This is a genomic window from Chlamydia buteonis (genome assembly GCF_900634605.1).
Lineage (GTDB): Bacteria > Chlamydiota > Chlamydiia > Chlamydiales > Chlamydiaceae > Chlamydia > Chlamydia buteonis.
Genome location: NZ_CAAAFM010000001.1, coordinates 372890 through 391547 on the forward strand (window position 1 = coordinate 372890; position 18658 = coordinate 391547).

The window sequence follows — 18658 nt, forward strand, 5'->3', positions numbered from 1 at the left end:
CGTTATTTCCCCAAGGCAAATTGATATGTCAACACGCGCTCAGTACTCTTAGGAAAATGGCGATGGATGACCATCAGCACCCTCTCAGGAAGCTCTGGATCACTATTGTTCCTCCGAGGAACAATGTCGACTTGGGAGACGTTATCTAAAAGTAAGGAGGTTTCTACCTTACCGTGATTTCTTAGACTACGTATTTGAAGTTCTAGTCTTCCCTGCTCTTTATGATAGTATAGCGAGCCCCCGACTTCTCCAGCAAGATCAGGATCCCGGTATACCCCACGATCAAAAACTACAGAACATAGTGCTCCCGGGATCTCTTCTATTTGAGATGTAGCGCGGAATATAGTCCGCAATTGCTTATATGCGTAATTTTCCTGTAAAAATGTTTTATATGCCTGCTCATTGCGTTTGGTAGAGCAAAACATGTGTCTTTGCCAAAACCCTAAAACACCGAATAGCACGGCTAATAAGGTGATGGATACCAAAACCTCCATAAGAAGGAAGGACCTTTTCTGTTTTTTTAAAAAGGTTATACTACTACGCATACACTTCGTTGCACCGATGTTGTATATTTTTGATTAGGGAAAATCTCAACGATTACGTCGGCAAAACAAGCTTTTACCGTGTTCGTCTCTACACGCATTCCTTTGCGAATCTCCATAGAATACACATAGGGAACCCTTATCCCATTCCCTTGGCTTGTATAAACAACACAAGAGAGCTCACCCGAACCTGATGTAGGGAAATTTCCATTAAGCATTTGCTCTCGCATATTGTCTTCAACGGCAAAAAAACAATAATCAATCACAGCGGGCAACTGTAAATTGATAACATCATCTTGGATAGATTTATGCACCCCACAGTAAAAACGAATACAAGGCATAAGCACTAGACAAACTAATGACAGTGACATCAATACCTCGATAAGCAGAAAACCCCGCTTTATCTTCTTTTTACGCAGCGCCATAGTAACCTTTACCTATCCTTGCTATTTGTTCCTGCTGCTCGTTGCGAAAACACTATCAAGTCGTCACCTTTGTCATTGATCTTCACAATGATTTCTTCACCCCAGGCGTCTTTCAATAATTTTTTCCCTTCTTTACACCACGCAGCTCCTTCAAGAACTGATTCTTTACGGTCTACGATCTCTTTTAAAGAAGCTCCTCCTGTGGCATATTCCATCATTAAGATGTCGTACACCTTGGCACAGTTTTGCTCTGATTGGAAAGCTTTGCCTTTTTGAATGCTACCGCGCATATTAAAAGCTAAAGCTCCACCAACAATCCCGATCAATGTGATAACAACCATCATTTCAATCAATGTAATGGATTGTTTACGTTTGTGTTTTTTCATAACTTCTGCTCTGTTTGTCTATAAAATTTGAATATTGCTTGTTAATGGGATAAGTATTGCCAACATAATTATCCCTATAATTCCCCCAAGAAACACAAGAATCACTGGCTGGCACCACGAGGTTATCCAGGTTAGTGTTTTTTGAATATCTTCATTATAAATATGAGCGACATGTCCGAGAACATCAGCAAGATCTCCGGATTCCTCCCCCAAAGTAACCATCCCCAAAGCTGATTTCGGCACCCATGATCTTTTTGCCAACTCTTTGCTTAGCGAACTCCCTTCTATGACGGCGTGAATCATTTGTCGCATATCTTCACGTAGTACGTCATAAGGAACAGCCCCACAGCCAAGCTCTAATCCCTCTATCAAGGTTCCACCACCACGAAGAATCGCCGAAACTACAGAGCAAAACCTACTAAATCCCAATTTGACAAAAAAATTCTTCACTCCAGGAATAGAAAATAAAGTGTTCTCGTACCATTTTTTCCAGAAGGGTTTGCGTCGTGTAGCTATTATGCTCACAATTCCCGATCCCAAAAGGCCTAGCATAAGATACTTGTATTTACACACGAAATCGCTGAGACCGAATACTATAGAAGTCAGAGTGTTGGGCTCCATATTTTCAAATGTCTCCTTCAACGAAGGAATCACCCCCGTAAGGAAAAATAGAATCACAGCTAGAGAAAATACTAACAAAACTATCGGATAGCTAAGCGCCGCTGTAAGCTTTTTAGTCATTTGCTCACGTTCTTCTAAAACTATGATGATGTTTTGTAAACACCCATCTAGGTTGCCTACACTTTCTCCAGCAAGAACGGCGCTGCTATAAAAATTGTCAAAAATCCCTGGGTAAATTGCCATTGCCTGTGACAATGATCCACCTCCACGGAGGTTTTCCATAAACACTGTCAGCAATCCGGACATCGCCTGTCCTTGATATTGATCTCGAAGTGAAGATAGAGTTTCGTATAAAGGCAACCCCGAACGAAGAAGAAGTAGCATTTGTTTTGAGAAAATGATCAATTCACTATTTTTTAATCGTACACGACGAGGAGGAACCTCTCGAATAGACAAAAGTTGTACACCCTGTTGAGAGAGTTTTTCTCTCGCTTCCTGAAGATGTAGTGCTTCTATCCAGTCTTGTTTACGTCGCTCTTTAGCATTGAGGTAGGTGTAGCGATATCTTGGCATATCTTTATCCCCCTACTTAGTCATACCGTTTCGTAACACGGAAAACTTCCGACAAAGTCGTCTCTCCTGAAAGAGCTAGAGCGACACCATGTTGTAATAAAGGTTGAAATCCTTTCTGTTCAGCATATTCTCGCAACACGTGATAGGGCTTATGCATAGCTATTTCTGAACGCAAGGCTGCATCAGGATGTAAGAATTCGTAAATTCCCTGACGACCCTTATATCCTGAACGGAAACACTGAGCACATCCCTTTCCACAATATAACGGCACATCAGCATCGATACCTATAGAGTGTAGAAACGCCTGCTCCTGAACACTTGCTGCACAACGCTCCTTACAGATGGGACAAATTTTCCTTACTAACCTTTGCGCTACAACACCTATAATTGTTGCCGAAAGTAAATAGGGTTCTACTCCCATATCTAAAAGACGGGGGATTGCAGAAATAGCGTCGTTAGTATGCAATGTACTAACAACAAGGTGTCCTGTTAGTGCCGCCTGTATCGCTATTTCTGCTGTCTCCTGATCACGAATCTCCCCAACCATTAAAACATCGGGATCCTGACGAAGCAAATGTCTTAAACCACATGCAAAAGACAAACCGATTTTAGGCTTCACAGCAATCTGAGCTATTCCTGCCAACTTGTATTCAGGAGGGTCTTCTATTGTCATAATGTTGGCAAAGGGGCCGGAAAGATGCTGTATCACACTATACAGAGTTGTTGTTTTTCCGCTTCCTGTAGGCCCTGTCACCAAGAGGATGCCCTCAGGAACAGCAATTACCTCTTTAAAAGACTTTTCGATATTCTTAGGCATTTGCAATCCAGAGATATCTAGAATCACATTACGCTTATCTAAAATCCTCAAAACAACACGCTCTCCATGGATCACAGGAACTGTACTCACACGCATGTCAATTTCCTGGCCGCCTATTTGGATTTTTATTCTTCCATCTTGAGGAAGACGATGCTCTGCTATGTCCATCTTTGCCAAAACTTTAATCCTAGTGATCAAAGCCGAACGTAGATGTGCGGGTGGAGAAAGACGATCGTGTAAGACTCCATCAATACGATAGCGTATGCGCAAAGAATCTTCCAAAGGTTCAAAATGAATATCCGAGGTACGTTCTTCTATAGCTTCTTTTAAAATGAGATTTAAAAAACGCACTACAGGAACAGCATCTGTATTTTCTAAAAGATCTTCTTCTTCACTTGCTTGAGAGACCCCCCCCTCTTTCATGCTTAACAGCATGTCAGAAGCCTTCCCTTCTAAATTCGAATAGATCTTTTGTAAACTTTTTAAGATATCCGTTTCATCCTTAAGGATAAAAAGCACAGGCTTCTTTATAAGCAGCTGCACCTCATCTTTCGCCATAAGAGAGGTAGAGTTTGCATAAGCCATCGTTATGCCGTTTTCCTGCTCTTCTAATGGCAGTAAACAATGTTTTTTTAGAAAGCTATAGGGTAGAGCGTTAAGAAGCTCTTGAGAGAGTAAAGACTTACCGACCATCATACTCTAGCCCCTGTACTTGAGACGCGGGTAATTCTATAGCAGAAATGAGTTCTAATTTTTTATGAGCCGCCTTTGCAGCTTCTTCTCCAGCAAACAGTGCCTGGCGAAATTCCGTATTTTCCCCAGGACGTGAAGAAAGAATCGCTTCTTCATGCCGTTCTTTTTTTTCTATAGGATTATCTAAAATTTTCGGCGTAATAAATACAAACATTTCTGTTTGACTATCTGCTGTAGAGTTCATACCAAACAGCTTCCCTACACCAGGGATCTCCCCAAGAAATGGAATGCCATCTTGAGAATCTGAAGCGTGCTTACAACGCAATCCTCCGATAATTACTGTCTCTCCATCAGGAATACGTACCTTGTTGGTAATATTACGTCGAGTAACATCAGGGCGCTCGTTAGCGTTTTTCCCAGTTGTGTCAAAAGTAATGTCTGTCTCTAAGGTAATATAGCTTTTCCCGTCTTCCTCCCCTATGTTGATTACGGGAAGCATTTTGATCATAATACCATATTGCGCACGGTTGTATTGGGCCTTTTCTTTATCCGCAGAAACAGCTATTGACATCTCTTCTACAATCGCTATTCTTGCAGGAGTTTGGTTCATGGTAACTACAGAAGGACTGGCATTGATACGCACATCTTCTTGAGCCATTAGAAACTGATAAGCAAGATCATAACTAGGAACTAAAGAAGAACCTGTGTTCCCTTTAAAAAGAAACTCTAAAATCCCAGAACTGGTCCAAGAGATAGTAGAAGAGGTTTTTTTACAAACTTCTTCTCCAAGGCGCAAAAGATTTAATCCGGCCTTACGTTGGCTAGAAAGCTTTCTTTCAAACAGCAAAACCTCTATACGCACCATTTTTTTAGGAACGTCCAGCTTTTTTAATAGCATCTTGATTCTGGGCAGAGCTTCTTTCTCTACAACCATGATCAAAGTTCCTGTTTTAGAATCTGCTATAAAATTGCCATATTTTACAGAACCCTCTTTTACAGAACCCACTGAAGTGGTATCGATACTTATTGTAGAGGCAGCTTCCCGAAGGATAGCTTCAGAAGATGAGGGGGCTCCTCCCTCCTTACCAGAGAACACATCGTGTACTTGTGATAATAAGACCGCTAATTCTTGAGGATCAGAGTGCTTAACGCTATACCAAAAGACTGTTTTATCTGTAGGATTTTCTATTCCCTCTTCAAGATCCTTAATCAAATCTATAGCTTGGTGTACTAAAGCTGCGGTGCCACTTAAAAATAGAGAACGCCCTTGATGTTGCAGGGGAACAACTTTAAGACCTAATCCTTCTTCATCACCCTCTCTGGTAATATCTTCTCGAAATGCTGCTTTAAGTATAGAAATCATTTCGGAAGCTTCTATCTTTGTTAAAGGAACAACGCGATATTCCTGACGCACACTATCTGCTTGAATAAAGTCATAGATTTTAAGCAGCTCGTTAATTTCTCCAACAGAGCCAAAAACCCATAACTTCCCTCCAAACGCATCAATATGCATGGTATCAAGATTAGCAAATTTTCTTAAAATATGCTGATCCGCACGTACATCAATATTCTTAGAATTTAATACATAACCAATATAAGAGGTGGGGGGGAGTAAATCTAAATCCTTCCTAGAAGAGAAAACACCGGCAACTCCACATCCCTCTTTGCGCGTTGTATAGAGCTCTTTAATCCACGGGCTTATCTGACGTATACCAATTCCAAGACGAGAGAGCAACTGCGTCAAGCACTCTTCAAAACCTTCTTTGGGAACAGTGAATTTTGATAATGAAGAAACTTTGATCGAACCAACATCTTGAGGCACCAGATAAATAACATTATCATCACCATAGTCTGAAACCAAATTATAAATCGTAGCCTCGGGGTGATGCCACAAAGCATAATCTTCGGGATTTTCTCCTCGTTCTCGAATTTCCGCAGACCAAAGATTTTCGATACGCTTAATTTGATTTTTTACATCAGTTAGCTTATTTAAAAGCCCTTTCCATTGAGCTTCATCTTCACAACCTGATGCACGTAAAGCGGCGGCTTCTTCATAAAGACTCTTTAATTGAAGGTTATATTCCTTCATGTCTGCGTTAAATGAAGCCAAACCCAAGGAACTATCTATAGAGTCTTTGGATTTTTCTAAAGATGCAGCTTTTTCCGCAACGGTTAGAGCTAGGCCGGGAGTGCAACAAGCTAAACCCGACAATCCAAAGAAATAAACTAAAGGAGTACGCCAAAAACGCATTTACGATCCCCCACGATTAGTTCCCTCGCTGCCCACAAGAGCTTGCCTTCCTGGAATTGCCTCTTCTTTGGAAGTCGAATACCCAGTATCAAAACCTTGCTTTAATGGCAGTGTCACAGCCTCTACTAAAGTCCTTTGCGCATTAAATACATGAGCGTGCAAAACAAACTCCCTCGAGTCTTTTTCTAATTTATCAAAAACCAATAACGGCCCTTGAGTCTTTCCTGAAAGATAATCTTCCAACTGTTCTTTTCGTGTGATCTTTTCCCAAGACTTTCCTGTGTATACCACCCAATCATCAGGAGAAAGAATCATTCTCTGCCCGCCAGCCTGTATGATAGGACGGGACCAAGAACGCATCCCAACAAATTCAAATTCTTTAATAATCTCAACAACCTCTATAGGAGAACTCATAGTTTTTACCAAACTCATAGACTGCCGGGCTGTTCCCCCAACATTCCATACTTCTATGACCATGACTTTCTCATCTATCTTCTTTACCTCTAAAAGAGGCACTTCAGAACTCTCTCCGCGAAATTCCCCGCATGTCTGCCAACAATTTCCATTCCAAAGTAAAATATCACCAACAGCGAGGTAACGACTGTAGTTCTCATCAGACAAAGACACAAAATCCACGCGTTCTTTAACAGCTTTATCGGCGTAAGCTGGGCCACCGTGCATAAGAAGGAACTTGTCACAGCCTATACGACGAATCTTTTGCTTCACAGGGAAACTCGCATCCACACGAACACCACCAATTTCCCAAGATTCAATCCCCCTAGCAGGAGCATTTAAAAACAGGGTTTCTCTTTCTTTAGGAGAGGTAATCATCTCTCTATTTACACCCATCAAACGGACTTTTACCTCTATACGGTTATCCGTACTCAAAGGACGGCACTCTAACCATAAGTCCGTAGGCTTTCCTTCGGGGCTAAAAGTAAACACCCCCCCTTCAGGAGAAGGAACAACCTGCAAGTAAATTTTTTCATTGGCGCTAGCAACATAAGCGTCCTTAGAAGTAGCTAATTCCAAAAAAAACTTACCGCCACACGCGTCAGGGCGTTTGTTGCTTCCTAAAAACACAAGCTCTCGTCTAAGATCTGGCAACTTTTCCCTAAGTTCCGGGAAATCCAAAAACCAAATCCCTTTAGAGACATTTTGAGCTTGAGGGAACATGTCTTGTTTCTCTTTCGCACCATCAAAATTCAAAGAAATATTATATAAATTTTCCAAATGATCTGGAACGCCACACACCATCCAGAGCAAAGCAGCGATACTCATCAGGCTGTATCCGATCGAAAAAAGCTGGTGCATATTAGAAACAAACTAAAAATAAAGTTAAAAGATAACCGATTAGAGAAAAAAAATCAATTTATACAAACAAAAGCATCTGTATTTAACATTAAAAAACAACTAAACAAAGAGAGAATACTTTTATAAGAAAACTAACTCTGTAGATACAGGTCGATTGGTTAAACTAAAATTTTTATTTCCATCTATCAACACCGTATCTTCAATGCGTATACCGCCAATCCCCGGGAAATACACTCCGGGCTCAACTGTAACGGTCATTCCTGTCTCTAAAGTAGTTGTACCAGATTTTGGAGATAGTAAAGGATATTCGTGAATATTTCTTCCCACACCATGGCCTACGCCGTGACAAAAATAGTCCTCCAGCTCATATTTCCTAAGAATGCGAGCGGCCTCTTCGTGAATATCTAGACATAGAGCACCCGCTCGGCATAATTTCATAGCCTCTTGCTGTGCCTCTACTACTGCAGGATAACTTTCTACAAGACGAGAATCAGGACGCCCCCACGCTACTGTGCGGGACATATCTGAACAATATCCCTGATACAAAACTCCTATATCAATAAGTACGATATCTCCTTTATGTAGGGCTCTATCGGTAGGAACTGCGTGAGGAAAGGCAGAATGATGACCAAAAGCAACAATGGGAGAAAACGATGGACCTTCAGCGCCAGCCTTTGCCCAAAATACACGAAGGAGTCTTACAACTTCTTTCTCTGTTATGCCCTCTTGCAGCACAGAGAGAACATGATCATAACCTTCAGAACCGAGGGTCGCCGCCTGGCGCATCTTTTCAATTTCATCCGCAGATTTTATGCTGCGCAATTTTTCTGTAAATAGATTAATGGGCACCCAAGAACATGAGGCGTTTTCTCTTTCTTGATACCTATGAAATGAAGTATGAAAACTATCAAAACCTAAAATTTGATATGTTGTTGTCTCAAGATAAGGAAGGAGAAATTCTGCTATGTTTCTATCACAAAATACAAGAGAAGGACCTTGAAGATCAGCATAGAGATCTTTATCCATACGATAGACAAAAAACACTACTTCATTTTTCCCTATAAGAAGAGTTCCTGAGGTCACTTTATCATCTAAAAAATAAGCAAGATCCTCGCTTCTTTCTACGATAAATCCGTCAATACCATAATCTACGAGAGCCGCCTGAGCTCTTTCAATACGATCTCGGAACATAATTTACTCCTTAATAAAATCTTCGTCTAAAATTAATCGACGTATTAACGCCCCATCAAACGCCTTTTCCGGCTTACCTATCTGCCAGAGCAAAGATAGCCAAGAAATATCGAATGTTCGTAGTGTTTTACAAAATATGGTTTGAGTTAAAGCCTCTTTGATCAAAAGAGCCATTGCTTTTTTATCAACTTTTGTATGACTTTCTGCTGCTAAAGAAAGTATCCAAGATTTCAACTCTTCTTCACCTATGAACGTCGGGGCACTTTCAATAGCAAATACACAAGGGCCTATTTGAGAGATTTCTATTCCCAATTGTTTAAATTCTTCGATGTGAGATAAAAGAAAAACTCTCTCTTGAGGCGTAACCTCCAAACATAACGGAACCAAAAAATACTGGCTCTTGTAGCATTCTTGTTGGCTCTCCAGCAAAGATAGGTAAAATAAATGTTTACGCGCAGCTTCTGTAAAAATAGCATGAACTCCTTCAGAGTCCTCTGCAAGAACTATTTTTCCTAATGAAGTTAAAAAACGCACTCCTTGAGATTCTCCCCAAACTATTTCTGTCTGCGTGTCTATAGAAGGGATCTCCTGCTGGCAATCAGGGGAAGAAACAGATCGTATGGAAGGTGTTGCTAATCGTGTCACGGGTAAGCTCATAGGCTCCCAAGGTTGTTGTTCTAAAGAGGTCTCGAGAAGTTGCCCATCAAAAAATCGCAGCGTAGGCAAAGTAAAGGATGTTTTTTCACAAATTGAAGATTCTTGAGAGCGTGCTAACACCTCCCCTATAGACTCTGAAAGGAATTCTCTAACAAATTCTTCCTTAAGAATTCTTACTTCTGTTTTTTGAGGATGCACATTGAAATCACACCACTTTGGAGGAAGATAAAGTTTTAAAACAAAAACAGGATATCTTTGTGGAGGCAAGAGCATAGCATACGCCTCACTGATTTGCTTGGATATCAGCGCTGAATCTACAGGACGATCATTGATAAAAATCCGCTGTCCTAAACGCGTGGGGCGATGGAAAGACGGCGAACCTAAAAAACCTACAAGACGTACAGGTTCCTCTACCCTATCTACTCTAAAAGCCTCCTGCATGAAACCCTCGCCCATAACAAACGCGACACGCTCAGCAAGGCCTTGATGCTTAAGTATATGAAATTCCTGCTGTCTTTCGCTTATCCAAGACCAACCCACACCCTCTATGGATAAAATCCTATTTTCTAACAGCTTTCTCATGGCTACCCGATCTGTTTGAGGGCTTTTTTGAAACCCTCGACGCACAGGAACGTTATAAAATAAGGAATCTACGGAAATAGTTGTTCCTAGCTGACGTGGTTTTGCCTCTGCAGCAATAACTTCTCCTCCGTGGATTATTGTTCTAGACCCTTCTCCTCCTTTAGGACAGGAAAGGATCTCCATTTTAGAAATAGATGCTATTGCAGGGAGAGCTTCGCCTCGAAAGCCAAAACTTGATAATGAAAACACATCAGAAAACTCTTCTATCTTTGAGGTAGCATGACGCTTAAGAGCTAAAGTCACCTCCTCAGAGCTCATCCCACAGCCGTTGTCTTTAACAACAATAAGGCCCTGACCTCCCCCAAGTGTTTCTACCTCTATCTCATCAGCCCCAGCATCTAAAGCATTCTCTACCAACTCTTTAACAACAGATATAGCATTTTCAATTACCTCTCCCGCAGCTATCTGATTGATGGTAATTGTATCGAGTAGTTGGATAAGGGGTCTTGCAGCCATAGAAAATTCTAATAAAGGATCTTGCGAAAGCAAAAAGTAAAATACCCAAAAACTAATGTCAAGACACGTAATTTTTATAATCCTTAAGAGACAAAACAAGAACAACTTATCAAATGATAATCTGTAAAGAGCTTGAATTATATCCAATTAATAACTTGTTTTTTCAAAATAATTAATTTTAAAATTGATTTATGAATTAAATAATTTTAATTTTAGGAATTATATTAATGAGCAAGCCTACTTCAAATAATTCTAAAAAGCCATCAGCCTCGTTTAATAAAAAAACACGTAGCCGACTCGCTGAGCTTGCTGCACAAAAAAAAGCTAAGGCTAATGATTTAGAACAGAAATATCCTGTCCCAACAGAAGAAGAAACAAAACAAGCTTTAATGGGAATTTTACAGGGACTTGATGCCGGATTAACTCTCCAGCAAATCCTAGGGTTATCCGACGTTTTATTAGAAGAGATCTATACAATAGCTTACAGCTTTTATTCCCAAGGGAAATACAATGAAGCCATTGGCCTTTTCCAAATCCTTACAGCCTCAAAACCCCAGTGCTACAAGTATATCCTAGGCTTAAGCTCATGTTATCATCAACTCAAAATGTACAATGAAGCGGCCTTTGGCTTCTTCCTTGCTTTTGATGCGGAGCCTAATAACCCCATCCCTCCCTATTACATAGCTGACAGTTTAATGAAGATCGACCAAACCGAAGAATCTAGAGATTTCTTAGATATCACTATTGATATCTGTGCTAACAAACCCGAGTACAGAATTTTAAAAGAACGCTGTAACATCATGAAAGATTCTCTTAAAGGGAAGAGCTCGGACACAACTCCAAAAAAGAAAAAAACTACCTCTGCTAAATCAAAAACGCCGGCAAAAAAAACCTCCGGGAAAAAAAATTAACCTAGGGTTAGGAGAACTCCAATATGAATAAAAAAGTTAGAAAAACAAAAAAAACTACGACTACGGCTAAGAAGACGTCTACAAAACACACTAACACCTCTCCAGCCTTAGTTTCTAAGGGAACAGACAAACAAGAAAAAGCTATCTCAAACTTAGAGAATTTAGTTTCCTCGATCTATAAAGATTTACCTTTGGCTCAGACATTTTCTGGGATTCAAGATGAAAAACAACTAGCTCAGATAATGGCTGCTCTAAACGGCACTTTAGATTCTCTACCTATCGAGAGTTTAACTGAAGGCTTGTTTAACAATCCTAAAGAAGATGCTAAGTTTGCTAAAGATCTCGCCTCAGTACTTCATGGTTTAAAAAACTTATCTTCAACAGTAAACAAACATATCTCTGATAGACGTTAGTTTTACAATAATTTTAGATAACATAGGGTAATTAGAAGATGTCTCTTTCTACCTCAGGTCCAGATAGTTCCAATCAGAAAAATATCCTGGCTCAGGTGCTAGCTTCTACACCACAAGCAGTACCCAACCCAGACAAACTCGCTGGTAATGAAACTAAGCAAATTCAGCATACTCGCCAGGGAAAAAACGCTGAAATGCAGAGCGATGCTAGTATCGCTGGAACTCAGGGCAAGGAAAAAACTGGGGCTGTTTCTGAAGCACAATCTTCAGAGAATCTGATGGCAGGACAAGGGATTGCCGCAGGACAAGAGACTGTATCCGCAGAAGCTGCAGCCGGCGCTAACCAAGCCGCCGGAGCTTCTGCTTTCCAGGCTGTAAACCTCCAGTCTACTATTGAAGAGACTAACAAAACATTAGAGACCACTCTCTCTTCTTTATCTTCTGTGGATTCTTCACAATTACAAGAAATCCAAGCATTAGTAGCTTCTGCTGTCAACGGAACATCTAACTCCACAATTCAAGCACTGGAAACTCCTGATCTTCCTAAACCCTCCATAACCCCTAGACAGGAAGTTATGGAAATCAGCATGGCTCTAGCAAAAGCTATCGCCTCCCTTGGAGAAGCAACGGCTTCTGCTCTTTCCGATTATCAAAGTACACAAGCGCAAGCCTCAACTATGAACCGCTTATCTTTGGAATCTCAAGGACTCAAGATTGACTCAGAACGCGAAGAATACCGAAAAATGCAAGAGATTCAAAGTAAGGCAGGAAGCAACAAGACTCTCGAGACAGTAAACACTGTGATGATAGCTGTTTCAGTAACAATCACCGTAGTCTCAGTTGTTGCAGCTTTATTCACCTGTGGTTTGGGTCTTATAGGAACTGCTGCTGCTGGAGCCACCGCAGCGGCAGCTGCCGCAACTGCTGGAGCCACTGCTGGTGCTGCCGCCGCAACTTCCGTAGCAACAACTGTGGCAACACAAGTTACTGTGCAAGCAGTGATGCAAGCCATAAAAACAGCTATTGTGCAAGCTGTTAAGCAAGCAATCATGGAAGCTGTAAAAACAGCTGTAAAACAAGGTATTAAACAAATTATCAAACAAGCTGTGAAAGCTGCTGTGAAGACTCTTATGAAAAACATGTCTAAGATCTTCCAAACAGGGCAAAAAGCTCTTTCTAAATCCTTCCCTAAACTATCTAAAGTAATCAATGCTTTAGGAAACAAATGGGTAGCTGCAGGCATGGGTCTGGTTGTAGCTGTGCCAGCTTTAGTTAAAGGTATTGGGGATCTCAAATTATCCGAACTACAAACCGAACTTGCCGACATACAGAAAAAAACAGGAATGCTAACAGCACAATCAGAAATGATGAAGATGTTCACTATGTTTTGGCAACAAGCCAGTAAAATCGCCGCGAAACAAACTGACAGTGCTAACGAAATGCAGCAACAAGCAACTAAATTAGGTGCTCAAATTGCTAAAGCCTTCCAAGCTATTAGCTCAGGCTTAGCATCAGCAGTATAAAAATTATTTATTAAGGGGACATTTTTGCTATGACATCAGGAGTTAGTGGAAATAACAATACTGATCCTTCATTAGCTGCTCAGCTTGCACAAAATGCCAGTCTAGCAGCTGCTAAAGCTCAAGGACAAGGTAAAACAGGGAGTACACAAGGTACGCAAGAAGAGGTCGCCGCAGGTTTTGAGGATCTAATTCAGGAAACTCAAGCTCAGGGAACTTCTAAAAAAGAAGCTACTTCGCAAACATCAAAAAGTTCTAAAACTGATAAATCTGAAAAATCATCATCTTCTACATCAGTATCCAGTGCCTCGAGTACTGTTACAGCTCAAGCTGTAAAAGGGCCAAAAGGACTTCAACAAAATAACTATGAGCTACCACAGCTTCCCATTCCTGAGAATACAGAAGTCAACGGTGTTGTGATTAAAAAAGGCATGGGAACTCTTGCCCTATTGGGATTAATCATGACACTACTTGCACAAGCTAGTGCAAAATCCTGGTCTTCGCAGTTCCAACAACAAAACCAGGCTATCCAAAACCAAGTAGCTATGGCTCCAGAAATCGGGAACGCTATTAGAACTCAAGCGAATCACCAAGCTGCTGCTACAGAAGCGCAAGCTAAACAAAGCATGATCTCTGGTATTGTAAATATCGTAGGTTTTGCCGTTGCCGTCGGTGGCGGTATCCTTTCTGCAGCAAAAAGCTTAGGTGGATTAAAATCTGCAGCTTTTGCAAAAGAAACCGCAGGTGCTGCTGGATCCGCAGCCAGCTCTGCAGCGTCTCAAGCTTCAAAAGTTGCGGCAGATGCCACTAGCGCTGCTACTAAAACAGCAACAGCAGCTGCTTCCACTGCTGCAGGTTCTGCTGCTCAAAGCGCAGCAAAGGCAGCCGCAGGATTAGTAGACGACATGGCAGGCGCTGCTGCAAAAGCTACAGCAGGCGCTGCAGGAAAAAGCGGTGGCCTGTTTGGTAAAGCTTTAAATACCCCCGGATGGAAAGACAAAATTGCCCGAGGTATGAACGTAGTAAAAACTCAGGGGGGTCGCGCTGCAGCTTTCGCTGGTAGAGCCCTGTCTACGTCTATGCAGATGTCTCAGATGGTTCACGCGCTTACCGCAGGTATTGATGGGATCGTTGGGGGTGTTATGGGTGCCGAGATCGCTCACCACCAAAAACAAGCAGGTATGGCGGAAGCTCATGCTGAAGAATTAAAACAATTATCTTCTATTCAAAGCCAATATGCAGGACAAGCTCAACAGCTTCAAGAGCAGTCACAACAAAGCTTCAACTCTGCTTTGCAAACTCTGCAAAATATAGCTGATTCTCAAACACAAACAACTTCCGCAATCTTTAGCTAATATAGCTTTTCTTCTTAAGATAATAAAAAGGGCTCAATATTCATTTGAGCCCTTTTTATGTAAATCCGCTTTACATTAAGAAACTATGTAGCCTTGGCGAAATTCTTCATGATAGATTAAACGACAACCTACAACCATAAACACCACAGCAAGAAGTAATGCTCCCGACAGGCTTTCCCCTAAAAGCACCCAGCCATAAAATGCAGAAAATAAAGGCATAACAAGATTACAAAAAGAAAGGAACGTTGAAGAATATTTCCTCAACAACTTAGCATACAAATTGTAGCTAATGAGATTAGAAAACAGTATAAGAAAGAAAATTGCTTGAACAAAGAGAATGCCATTACTGACAGGAATAGGGTTCCAAGTTTCAACAACCATAGAGTGTCCCAAAGATAAAACTCCGGAAACAAGCATAGCGTAAGCGTTGATTGCCATTACTGACAGAGAGGAGTTCTTTTCTATTTTTCTTAACAACGTCCACCCAAAAGCAGAAAAACACGTCGCAAGTAATAATAAAATTTCAGGAATACCTAACTGCCAGCTCCACGTACTTGTGTCACTACCCCCAAAGAATAGGTAGGAAAGATAACCAAATAGCCCCAGAATCAATCCCCCCAACTTCTTTAATGTTACAGTCTCTCGCAACTGGATATAAGAAAACAATGCGGAAATAAACGGAGAAAGTCCATAGATAAAACAAGCCTTTGAAGAAGATAAGTTCTGCAAACCTAGAAACTCACAAACATTCGTTAGATAAAACCCAACTATTGATAAAATCAAAACGGGAACATACGCCTGTTTTGGTAGTTTTAACGACCCTTTTTTCCACAATACGATTCCCACCAACACTAAACCAGCAATCAGCATGCGACTGCCTGTTACAAATAAAGGAGCCGAAGCCTCCATTGCTAATTTGCTAAAGGCAAAAGACGAGGACCAGATAAAAGCAGTAAAAAATACTAAAAAAATAGACATGAAGAAGTAGTTTCTGGAATAGAAAACATGCTATTATAAAAGAATAAAACTTTGGCTCCAACTCAAATATACTTTTATCATTAAACATCTCTAAAAAACTCAGGATTCCCCCACTTAAATACACAGTTTTTTTAAGAAAACTCCCTTGCTTTGATCCAGAAAAACGTTACAATAACAGGCTTAGAAAAACTCTTAATGGAGAGAAGATGATCCGCGTAATTTGCAACAATGAAACTTATGAGCTGCCTGAGGGCACCACAGCTGCTGATTTCGCGAGCAAAATAAAAAATTCTCATTACTTTGCTGGCGTTGTTATAAACGATCAAATTAAAGATCTGTCTACAACCCTACACAAAGGAGACACCTTAAGATTTGTTACCTTTATGGACCCTGAAGGAAGAGAAATTTTTTTACATACTTCTGCTCACATTCTAGCTCAGGCTATACTACGTTTATGGCCAGACGCTATCCCCACTATAGGTCCTGTTATCGATCAGGGATTTTACTACGATTTCGCCAATCTTTCTATCAGCGAAGACGACTTCTTAATGATTGAAAATATGATGGGCCAAATATCTGAAGAAAAGTTTGTAGTGCAGAAAAAAACATTTCACAACAAACAAGAGGCCCTAAAAGAATTCGCCCATAATCCCTTTAAAGTAGAACTCATACAAGAGCTCCCAGAAGGAGAGAGTATTACCGCCTACTCCCAAGGGGAATTTATGGATCTCTGTCGGGGTCCCCACTTGCCCTCCACCGCCCCTGTAAAAGCTTTTAAGCTTTTACGCACATCAGCAGCCTATTGGAGGGGGGATCCTCAAAGAGAATCTTTAGTAAGAATCTATGGCGTGGCCTTCCCTACAACAAAAGAATTAAAAGAACATCTACACCAGTTGGAAGAGGCAAAAAAACGCGATCACCGTGTTTTAGGAACCAAACTCGATCTTTTTTCTCAACAGGAGTGTTCAGCAGGAATGCCTTTTTTCCATCCGAGAGGAATGATTATTTGGGACGCCCTTATAGGGTATTGGAAACGCTTACATCAACTTGCGGGATATAAGGAAATCCAAACTCCTCAGCTTATGAACCGTAGCCTTTGGGAAGTTTCTGGACATTGGAGTAACTATAGAGAAAATATGTATACTCTAAAGATAGAGGACGAAGACTACGCAATTAAGCCCATGAATTGCCCTGGATGCATGTTGTATTATAAAACACGTCTGCATAGCTATAAGCAATTTCCCTTAAGAATTGCAGAGATTGGTCACGTACATCGCTACGAAATCTCTGGAGCTCTTTCAGGACTTATGCGAGTACGTGCATTCCATCAAGATGACGCTCACGTATTTCTAACCCCCGAACAAGTAGAAGAGGAAACATTAAATATTTTACACCTAGTTTCTGAATTATACTCAACATTTGGACTAGAATATCATTTAGAGTTGTCAACACGCCCAGAAAAAGCAACAATTGGAAGTGATGAACTATGGGAGCTAGCGACAGCAGCTTTGGAGCGTGCTCTTGTCAATTCAAACACTCCTTTCATTATCAATCCTGGAGACGGAGCTTTTTACGGACCGAAAATTGACATTCATGTGAAGGACGCCATCCAACGTACGTGGCAATGTGGAACAATCCAACTCGATATGTTCCTACCCGAACGATTTGAGTTAGAATACACAAATGCTCAGGGAGAAAAAAGCACTCCAGTTATGTTGCATCGCGCTTTGTTTGGTTCTATTGAAAGATTCTTAGGTATTCTTATAGAGCATTTCAAAGGAAGATTCCCCTTATGGCTCAGTCCTGAACATATCAGATTAATTACTGTGGCAGACCGCCATCAACCTCGAGCTCAAAAGCTTGCTACAGCGTGGCAAAAATTAGGCTTTGTAGTTACAGTAGACGATTCTAATGAATCTGTAAGTAAAAAAATACGGAACGCACAAAATATGCAAGTAAACTATATGGTTACTTTGGGAGATCGGGAAATTGAGCAAAACACCTTAGCAATACGTACCCGAGACAACCGAGTTTTAAATGACATGACAGAGGACAAATTCATAAATACTATACTTGAAGAAAAGAACTCTTTGAGTTTAACTCCACTATTGTAGAAAACCCAGATCCAAGGAAGAGCATCTCCAATGAAAACCATCGCTGTCAATAGCTTTAAAGGTGGAACAGCAAAAACATCGACAACTCTACATTTAGGTGCAGCTTTAGCGCAATACCACAACGCTCGCGTGCTCCTCATTGATTTTGATGCTCAAGCAAATCTTACTTCAGGACTGGGTCTTGACCCCGATTGTTACGACAGCTTAGCTGTCGTTCTTCAGGGTGAAAAAAATATTCGTGAAGTTATTCGCCCCATCGAGGATACAGGATTAGATTTAATTCCTGCTGATACTTGGTTAGAGCGTATAGAAGTTTCCGGAAATTTAGCCGCTGACCGTTATTCTCACGAACGTCTAAAACATATTCTAACCTCTGTAGGAAATGACTACGACTATGTGATCATTGATACGCCCCCCTCTCTATGCTGGCTTACAGAGTCTGCATTAATTGCAGCACAATATGCCTTAATTTGTGCCACTCCTGAATTTTACAGTGTTAAGGGTCTAGAAAGATTGTCATCATTTATTCAAGGCATTTCGTCACGCCATCCGCTGAGTATCCTTGGAGTTGCTCTTTCCTTCTGGAACTATCGTGGTAAAAATAACGCCGCTTTTGCTGACTTAATCCATAAGACATTCCCTGGAAGACTTTTAAATACTAAGATTCGTCGAGACATTACGATTTCTGAAGCCGCTATTCACGGGAAACCTGTCTTTGCTACCGCGCCTTCAGCACGGGCTTCCGAAGATTATCTCAATCTAACCAAAGAATTGTTAATTTTACTGAGGGATATGTAAT

16 protein-coding genes are annotated in these 18658 nt (G+C 40.9%); 6 read left to right on the forward strand and 10 right to left on the reverse strand.

The genetic code is table 11. From position 1 onward, the window contains the following. Positions 1 to 2 precede the first annotated feature (2 nt). The 9 genes from E1N70_RS01620 to mutL all read right to left on the reverse strand — a co-directional run bounded on the left by E1N70_RS01620 (position 3) and on the right by mutL (position 10568). Positions 3 to 494 carry a DUF1494 domain-containing protein gene (locus tag E1N70_RS01620; protein WP_244201099.1) on the reverse strand — a complete coding sequence of 164 codons (492 nt, stop codon included), beginning with the start codon at positions 492 to 494 and terminating at the stop codon, positions 3 to 5. 35 nt (positions 495 to 529) lie between these two features. Then, entirely contained in the window at positions 530 to 967 is a 438-nt protein-coding gene (locus E1N70_RS01625) for a type II secretion system protein (protein WP_131743834.1), read from the reverse strand. 8 nt (positions 968 to 975) lie between these two features. Further along, a complete protein-coding gene (locus tag E1N70_RS01630) occupies positions 976 to 1353 on the reverse strand; it encodes a type II secretion system protein (protein ID WP_131743835.1) in 378 nt (125 codons plus the stop codon). A gap of 18 nt (positions 1354 to 1371) precedes the next feature. Next, positions 1372 to 2547 carry a type II secretion system F family protein gene (locus tag E1N70_RS01635; protein WP_131743836.1) on the reverse strand — a complete coding sequence of 392 codons (1176 nt, stop codon included), beginning with the start codon at positions 2545 to 2547 and terminating at the stop codon, positions 1372 to 1374. A gap of 16 nt (positions 2548 to 2563) precedes the next feature. Further along, a complete protein-coding gene (locus E1N70_RS01640; RefSeq protein WP_420836553.1) occupies positions 2564 to 4060 on the reverse strand; it encodes a GspE/PulE family protein in 1497 nt (498 codons plus the stop codon). After that, positions 4047 to 6308: a secretin N-terminal domain-containing protein gene (locus tag E1N70_RS01645; protein ID WP_131743837.1), complete on the reverse strand. Its 2262-nt coding sequence runs from the start codon at positions 6306 to 6308 to the stop codon at positions 4047 to 4049. Before E1N70_RS01645 ends, E1N70_RS01640 begins: the two co-directional genes overlap by 14 nt. Next, complete coding sequence (locus E1N70_RS01650) at positions 6309 to 7622, reverse strand: hypothetical protein (protein WP_131743838.1); 1314 nt, start codon at positions 7620 to 7622, stop codon at positions 6309 to 6311. A 120-nt stretch (positions 7623 to 7742) separates the two neighbouring features. Then, positions 7743 to 8813, reverse strand: coding sequence for an aminopeptidase P family protein (locus E1N70_RS01655; protein ID WP_131743839.1), 1071 nt, complete (start codon positions 8811 to 8813; stop codon positions 7743 to 7745). 3 nt (positions 8814 to 8816) lie between these two features. Continuing rightward, the gene (gene mutL, locus E1N70_RS01660; RefSeq protein ID WP_131743840.1) at positions 8817 to 10568 is read right to left on the reverse strand and encodes a DNA mismatch repair endonuclease MutL; all 1752 of its coding nucleotides are present in this window, start codon (positions 10566 to 10568) and stop codon (positions 8817 to 8819) included. 227 nt (positions 10569 to 10795) lie between these two features. Between mutL and E1N70_RS01665 the strand changes: the two genes are divergently transcribed. The 4 genes from E1N70_RS01665 to sctE are packed head-to-tail and all read left to right on the forward strand — an operon-like array spanning position 10796 to position 14767. Then, the gene (locus E1N70_RS01665) at positions 10796 to 11479 is read left to right on the forward strand and encodes a SycD/LcrH family type III secretion system chaperone (RefSeq protein WP_131743841.1); all 684 of its coding nucleotides are present in this window, start codon (positions 10796 to 10798) and stop codon (positions 11477 to 11479) included. A gap of 23 nt (positions 11480 to 11502) precedes the next feature. Beyond that, complete coding sequence (locus tag E1N70_RS01670; protein WP_131743842.1) at positions 11503 to 11892, forward strand: hypothetical protein; 390 nt, start codon at positions 11503 to 11505, stop codon at positions 11890 to 11892. A gap of 38 nt (positions 11893 to 11930) precedes the next feature. After that, a complete protein-coding gene (locus E1N70_RS01675) occupies positions 11931 to 13415 on the forward strand; it encodes a secretion system protein (protein ID WP_131743843.1) in 1485 nt (494 codons plus the stop codon). 29 nt (positions 13416 to 13444) lie between these two features. Next, positions 13445 to 14767, forward strand: coding sequence for a type III secretion system translocon subunit SseC family protein (gene sctE, locus E1N70_RS01680; RefSeq protein WP_131743844.1), 1323 nt, complete (start codon positions 13445 to 13447; stop codon positions 14765 to 14767). Between the two features lie 75 nt (positions 14768 to 14842). Here the strand turns inward: sctE and E1N70_RS01685 are convergent, their stop codons facing one another. Next, positions 14843 to 15745 (reverse strand): DMT family transporter, encoded by a 903-nt coding sequence (locus E1N70_RS01685; protein WP_131743845.1) that lies wholly within the window; start codon positions 15743 to 15745, stop codon positions 14843 to 14845. A 206-nt stretch (positions 15746 to 15951) separates the two neighbouring features. Between E1N70_RS01685 and thrS the strand changes: the two genes are divergently transcribed. Both thrS and E1N70_RS01695 read left to right on the forward strand, forming a co-directional pair. Continuing rightward, entirely contained in the window at positions 15952 to 17859 is a 1908-nt protein-coding gene (gene thrS / locus E1N70_RS01690) for a threonine--tRNA ligase (RefSeq protein ID WP_131743846.1), read from the forward strand. 30 nt (positions 17860 to 17889) lie between these two features. Continuing rightward, positions 17890 to 18657: a ParA family protein gene (locus tag E1N70_RS01695; protein WP_131743847.1), complete on the forward strand. Its 768-nt coding sequence runs from the start codon at positions 17890 to 17892 to the stop codon at positions 18655 to 18657. Position 18658 lies beyond the last annotated feature (1 nt).

Coding starts and splice junctions, on each gene's coding strand:
- E1N70_RS01630 (WP_131743835.1), bottom strand. CDS start 1,353: ATGAAAAAACACAAACGTAAACAATCCATTACATTGATTGAAATGATG.
- E1N70_RS01650 (WP_131743838.1), bottom strand. CDS start 7,622: ATGCACCAGCTTTTTTCGATCGGATACAGCCTGATGAGTATCGCTGCT.
- E1N70_RS01675 (WP_131743843.1), top strand. CDS start 11,931: ATGTCTCTTTCTACCTCAGGTCCAGATAGTTCCAATCAGAAAAATATC.
- thrS (WP_131743846.1), top strand. CDS start 15,952: ATGATCCGCGTAATTTGCAACAATGAAACTTATGAGCTGCCTGAGGGC.
- E1N70_RS01695 (WP_131743847.1), top strand. CDS start 17,890: ATGAAAACCATCGCTGTCAATAGCTTTAAAGGTGGAACAGCAAAAACA.
- sctE (WP_131743844.1), top strand. CDS start 13,445: ATGACATCAGGAGTTAGTGGAAATAACAATACTGATCCTTCATTAGCT.
- E1N70_RS01665 (WP_131743841.1), top strand. CDS start 10,796: ATGAGCAAGCCTACTTCAAATAATTCTAAAAAGCCATCAGCCTCGTTT.
- mutL (WP_131743840.1), bottom strand. CDS start 10,568: ATGGCTGCAAGACCCCTTATCCAACTACTCGATACAATTACCATCAAT.
- E1N70_RS01640 (WP_420836553.1), bottom strand. CDS start 4,060: ATGATGGTCGGTAAGTCTTTACTCTCTCAAGAGCTTCTTAACGCTCTA.
- E1N70_RS01645 (WP_131743837.1), bottom strand. CDS start 6,308: ATGCGTTTTTGGCGTACTCCTTTAGTTTATTTCTTTGGATTGTCGGGT.
- E1N70_RS01685 (WP_131743845.1), bottom strand. CDS start 15,745: ATGTCTATTTTTTTAGTATTTTTTACTGCTTTTATCTGGTCCTCGTCT.
- E1N70_RS01670 (WP_131743842.1), top strand. CDS start 11,503: ATGAATAAAAAAGTTAGAAAAACAAAAAAAACTACGACTACGGCTAAG.
- E1N70_RS01620 (WP_244201099.1), bottom strand. CDS start 494: ATGGAGGTTTTGGTATCCATCACCTTATTAGCCGTGCTATTCGGTGTT.
- E1N70_RS01635 (WP_131743836.1), bottom strand. CDS start 2,547: ATGCCAAGATATCGCTACACCTACCTCAATGCTAAAGAGCGACGTAAA.
- E1N70_RS01625 (WP_131743834.1), bottom strand. CDS start 967: ATGGCGCTGCGTAAAAAGAAGATAAAGCGGGGTTTTCTGCTTATCGAG.
- E1N70_RS01655 (WP_131743839.1), bottom strand. CDS start 8,813: ATGTTCCGAGATCGTATTGAAAGAGCTCAGGCGGCTCTCGTAGATTAT.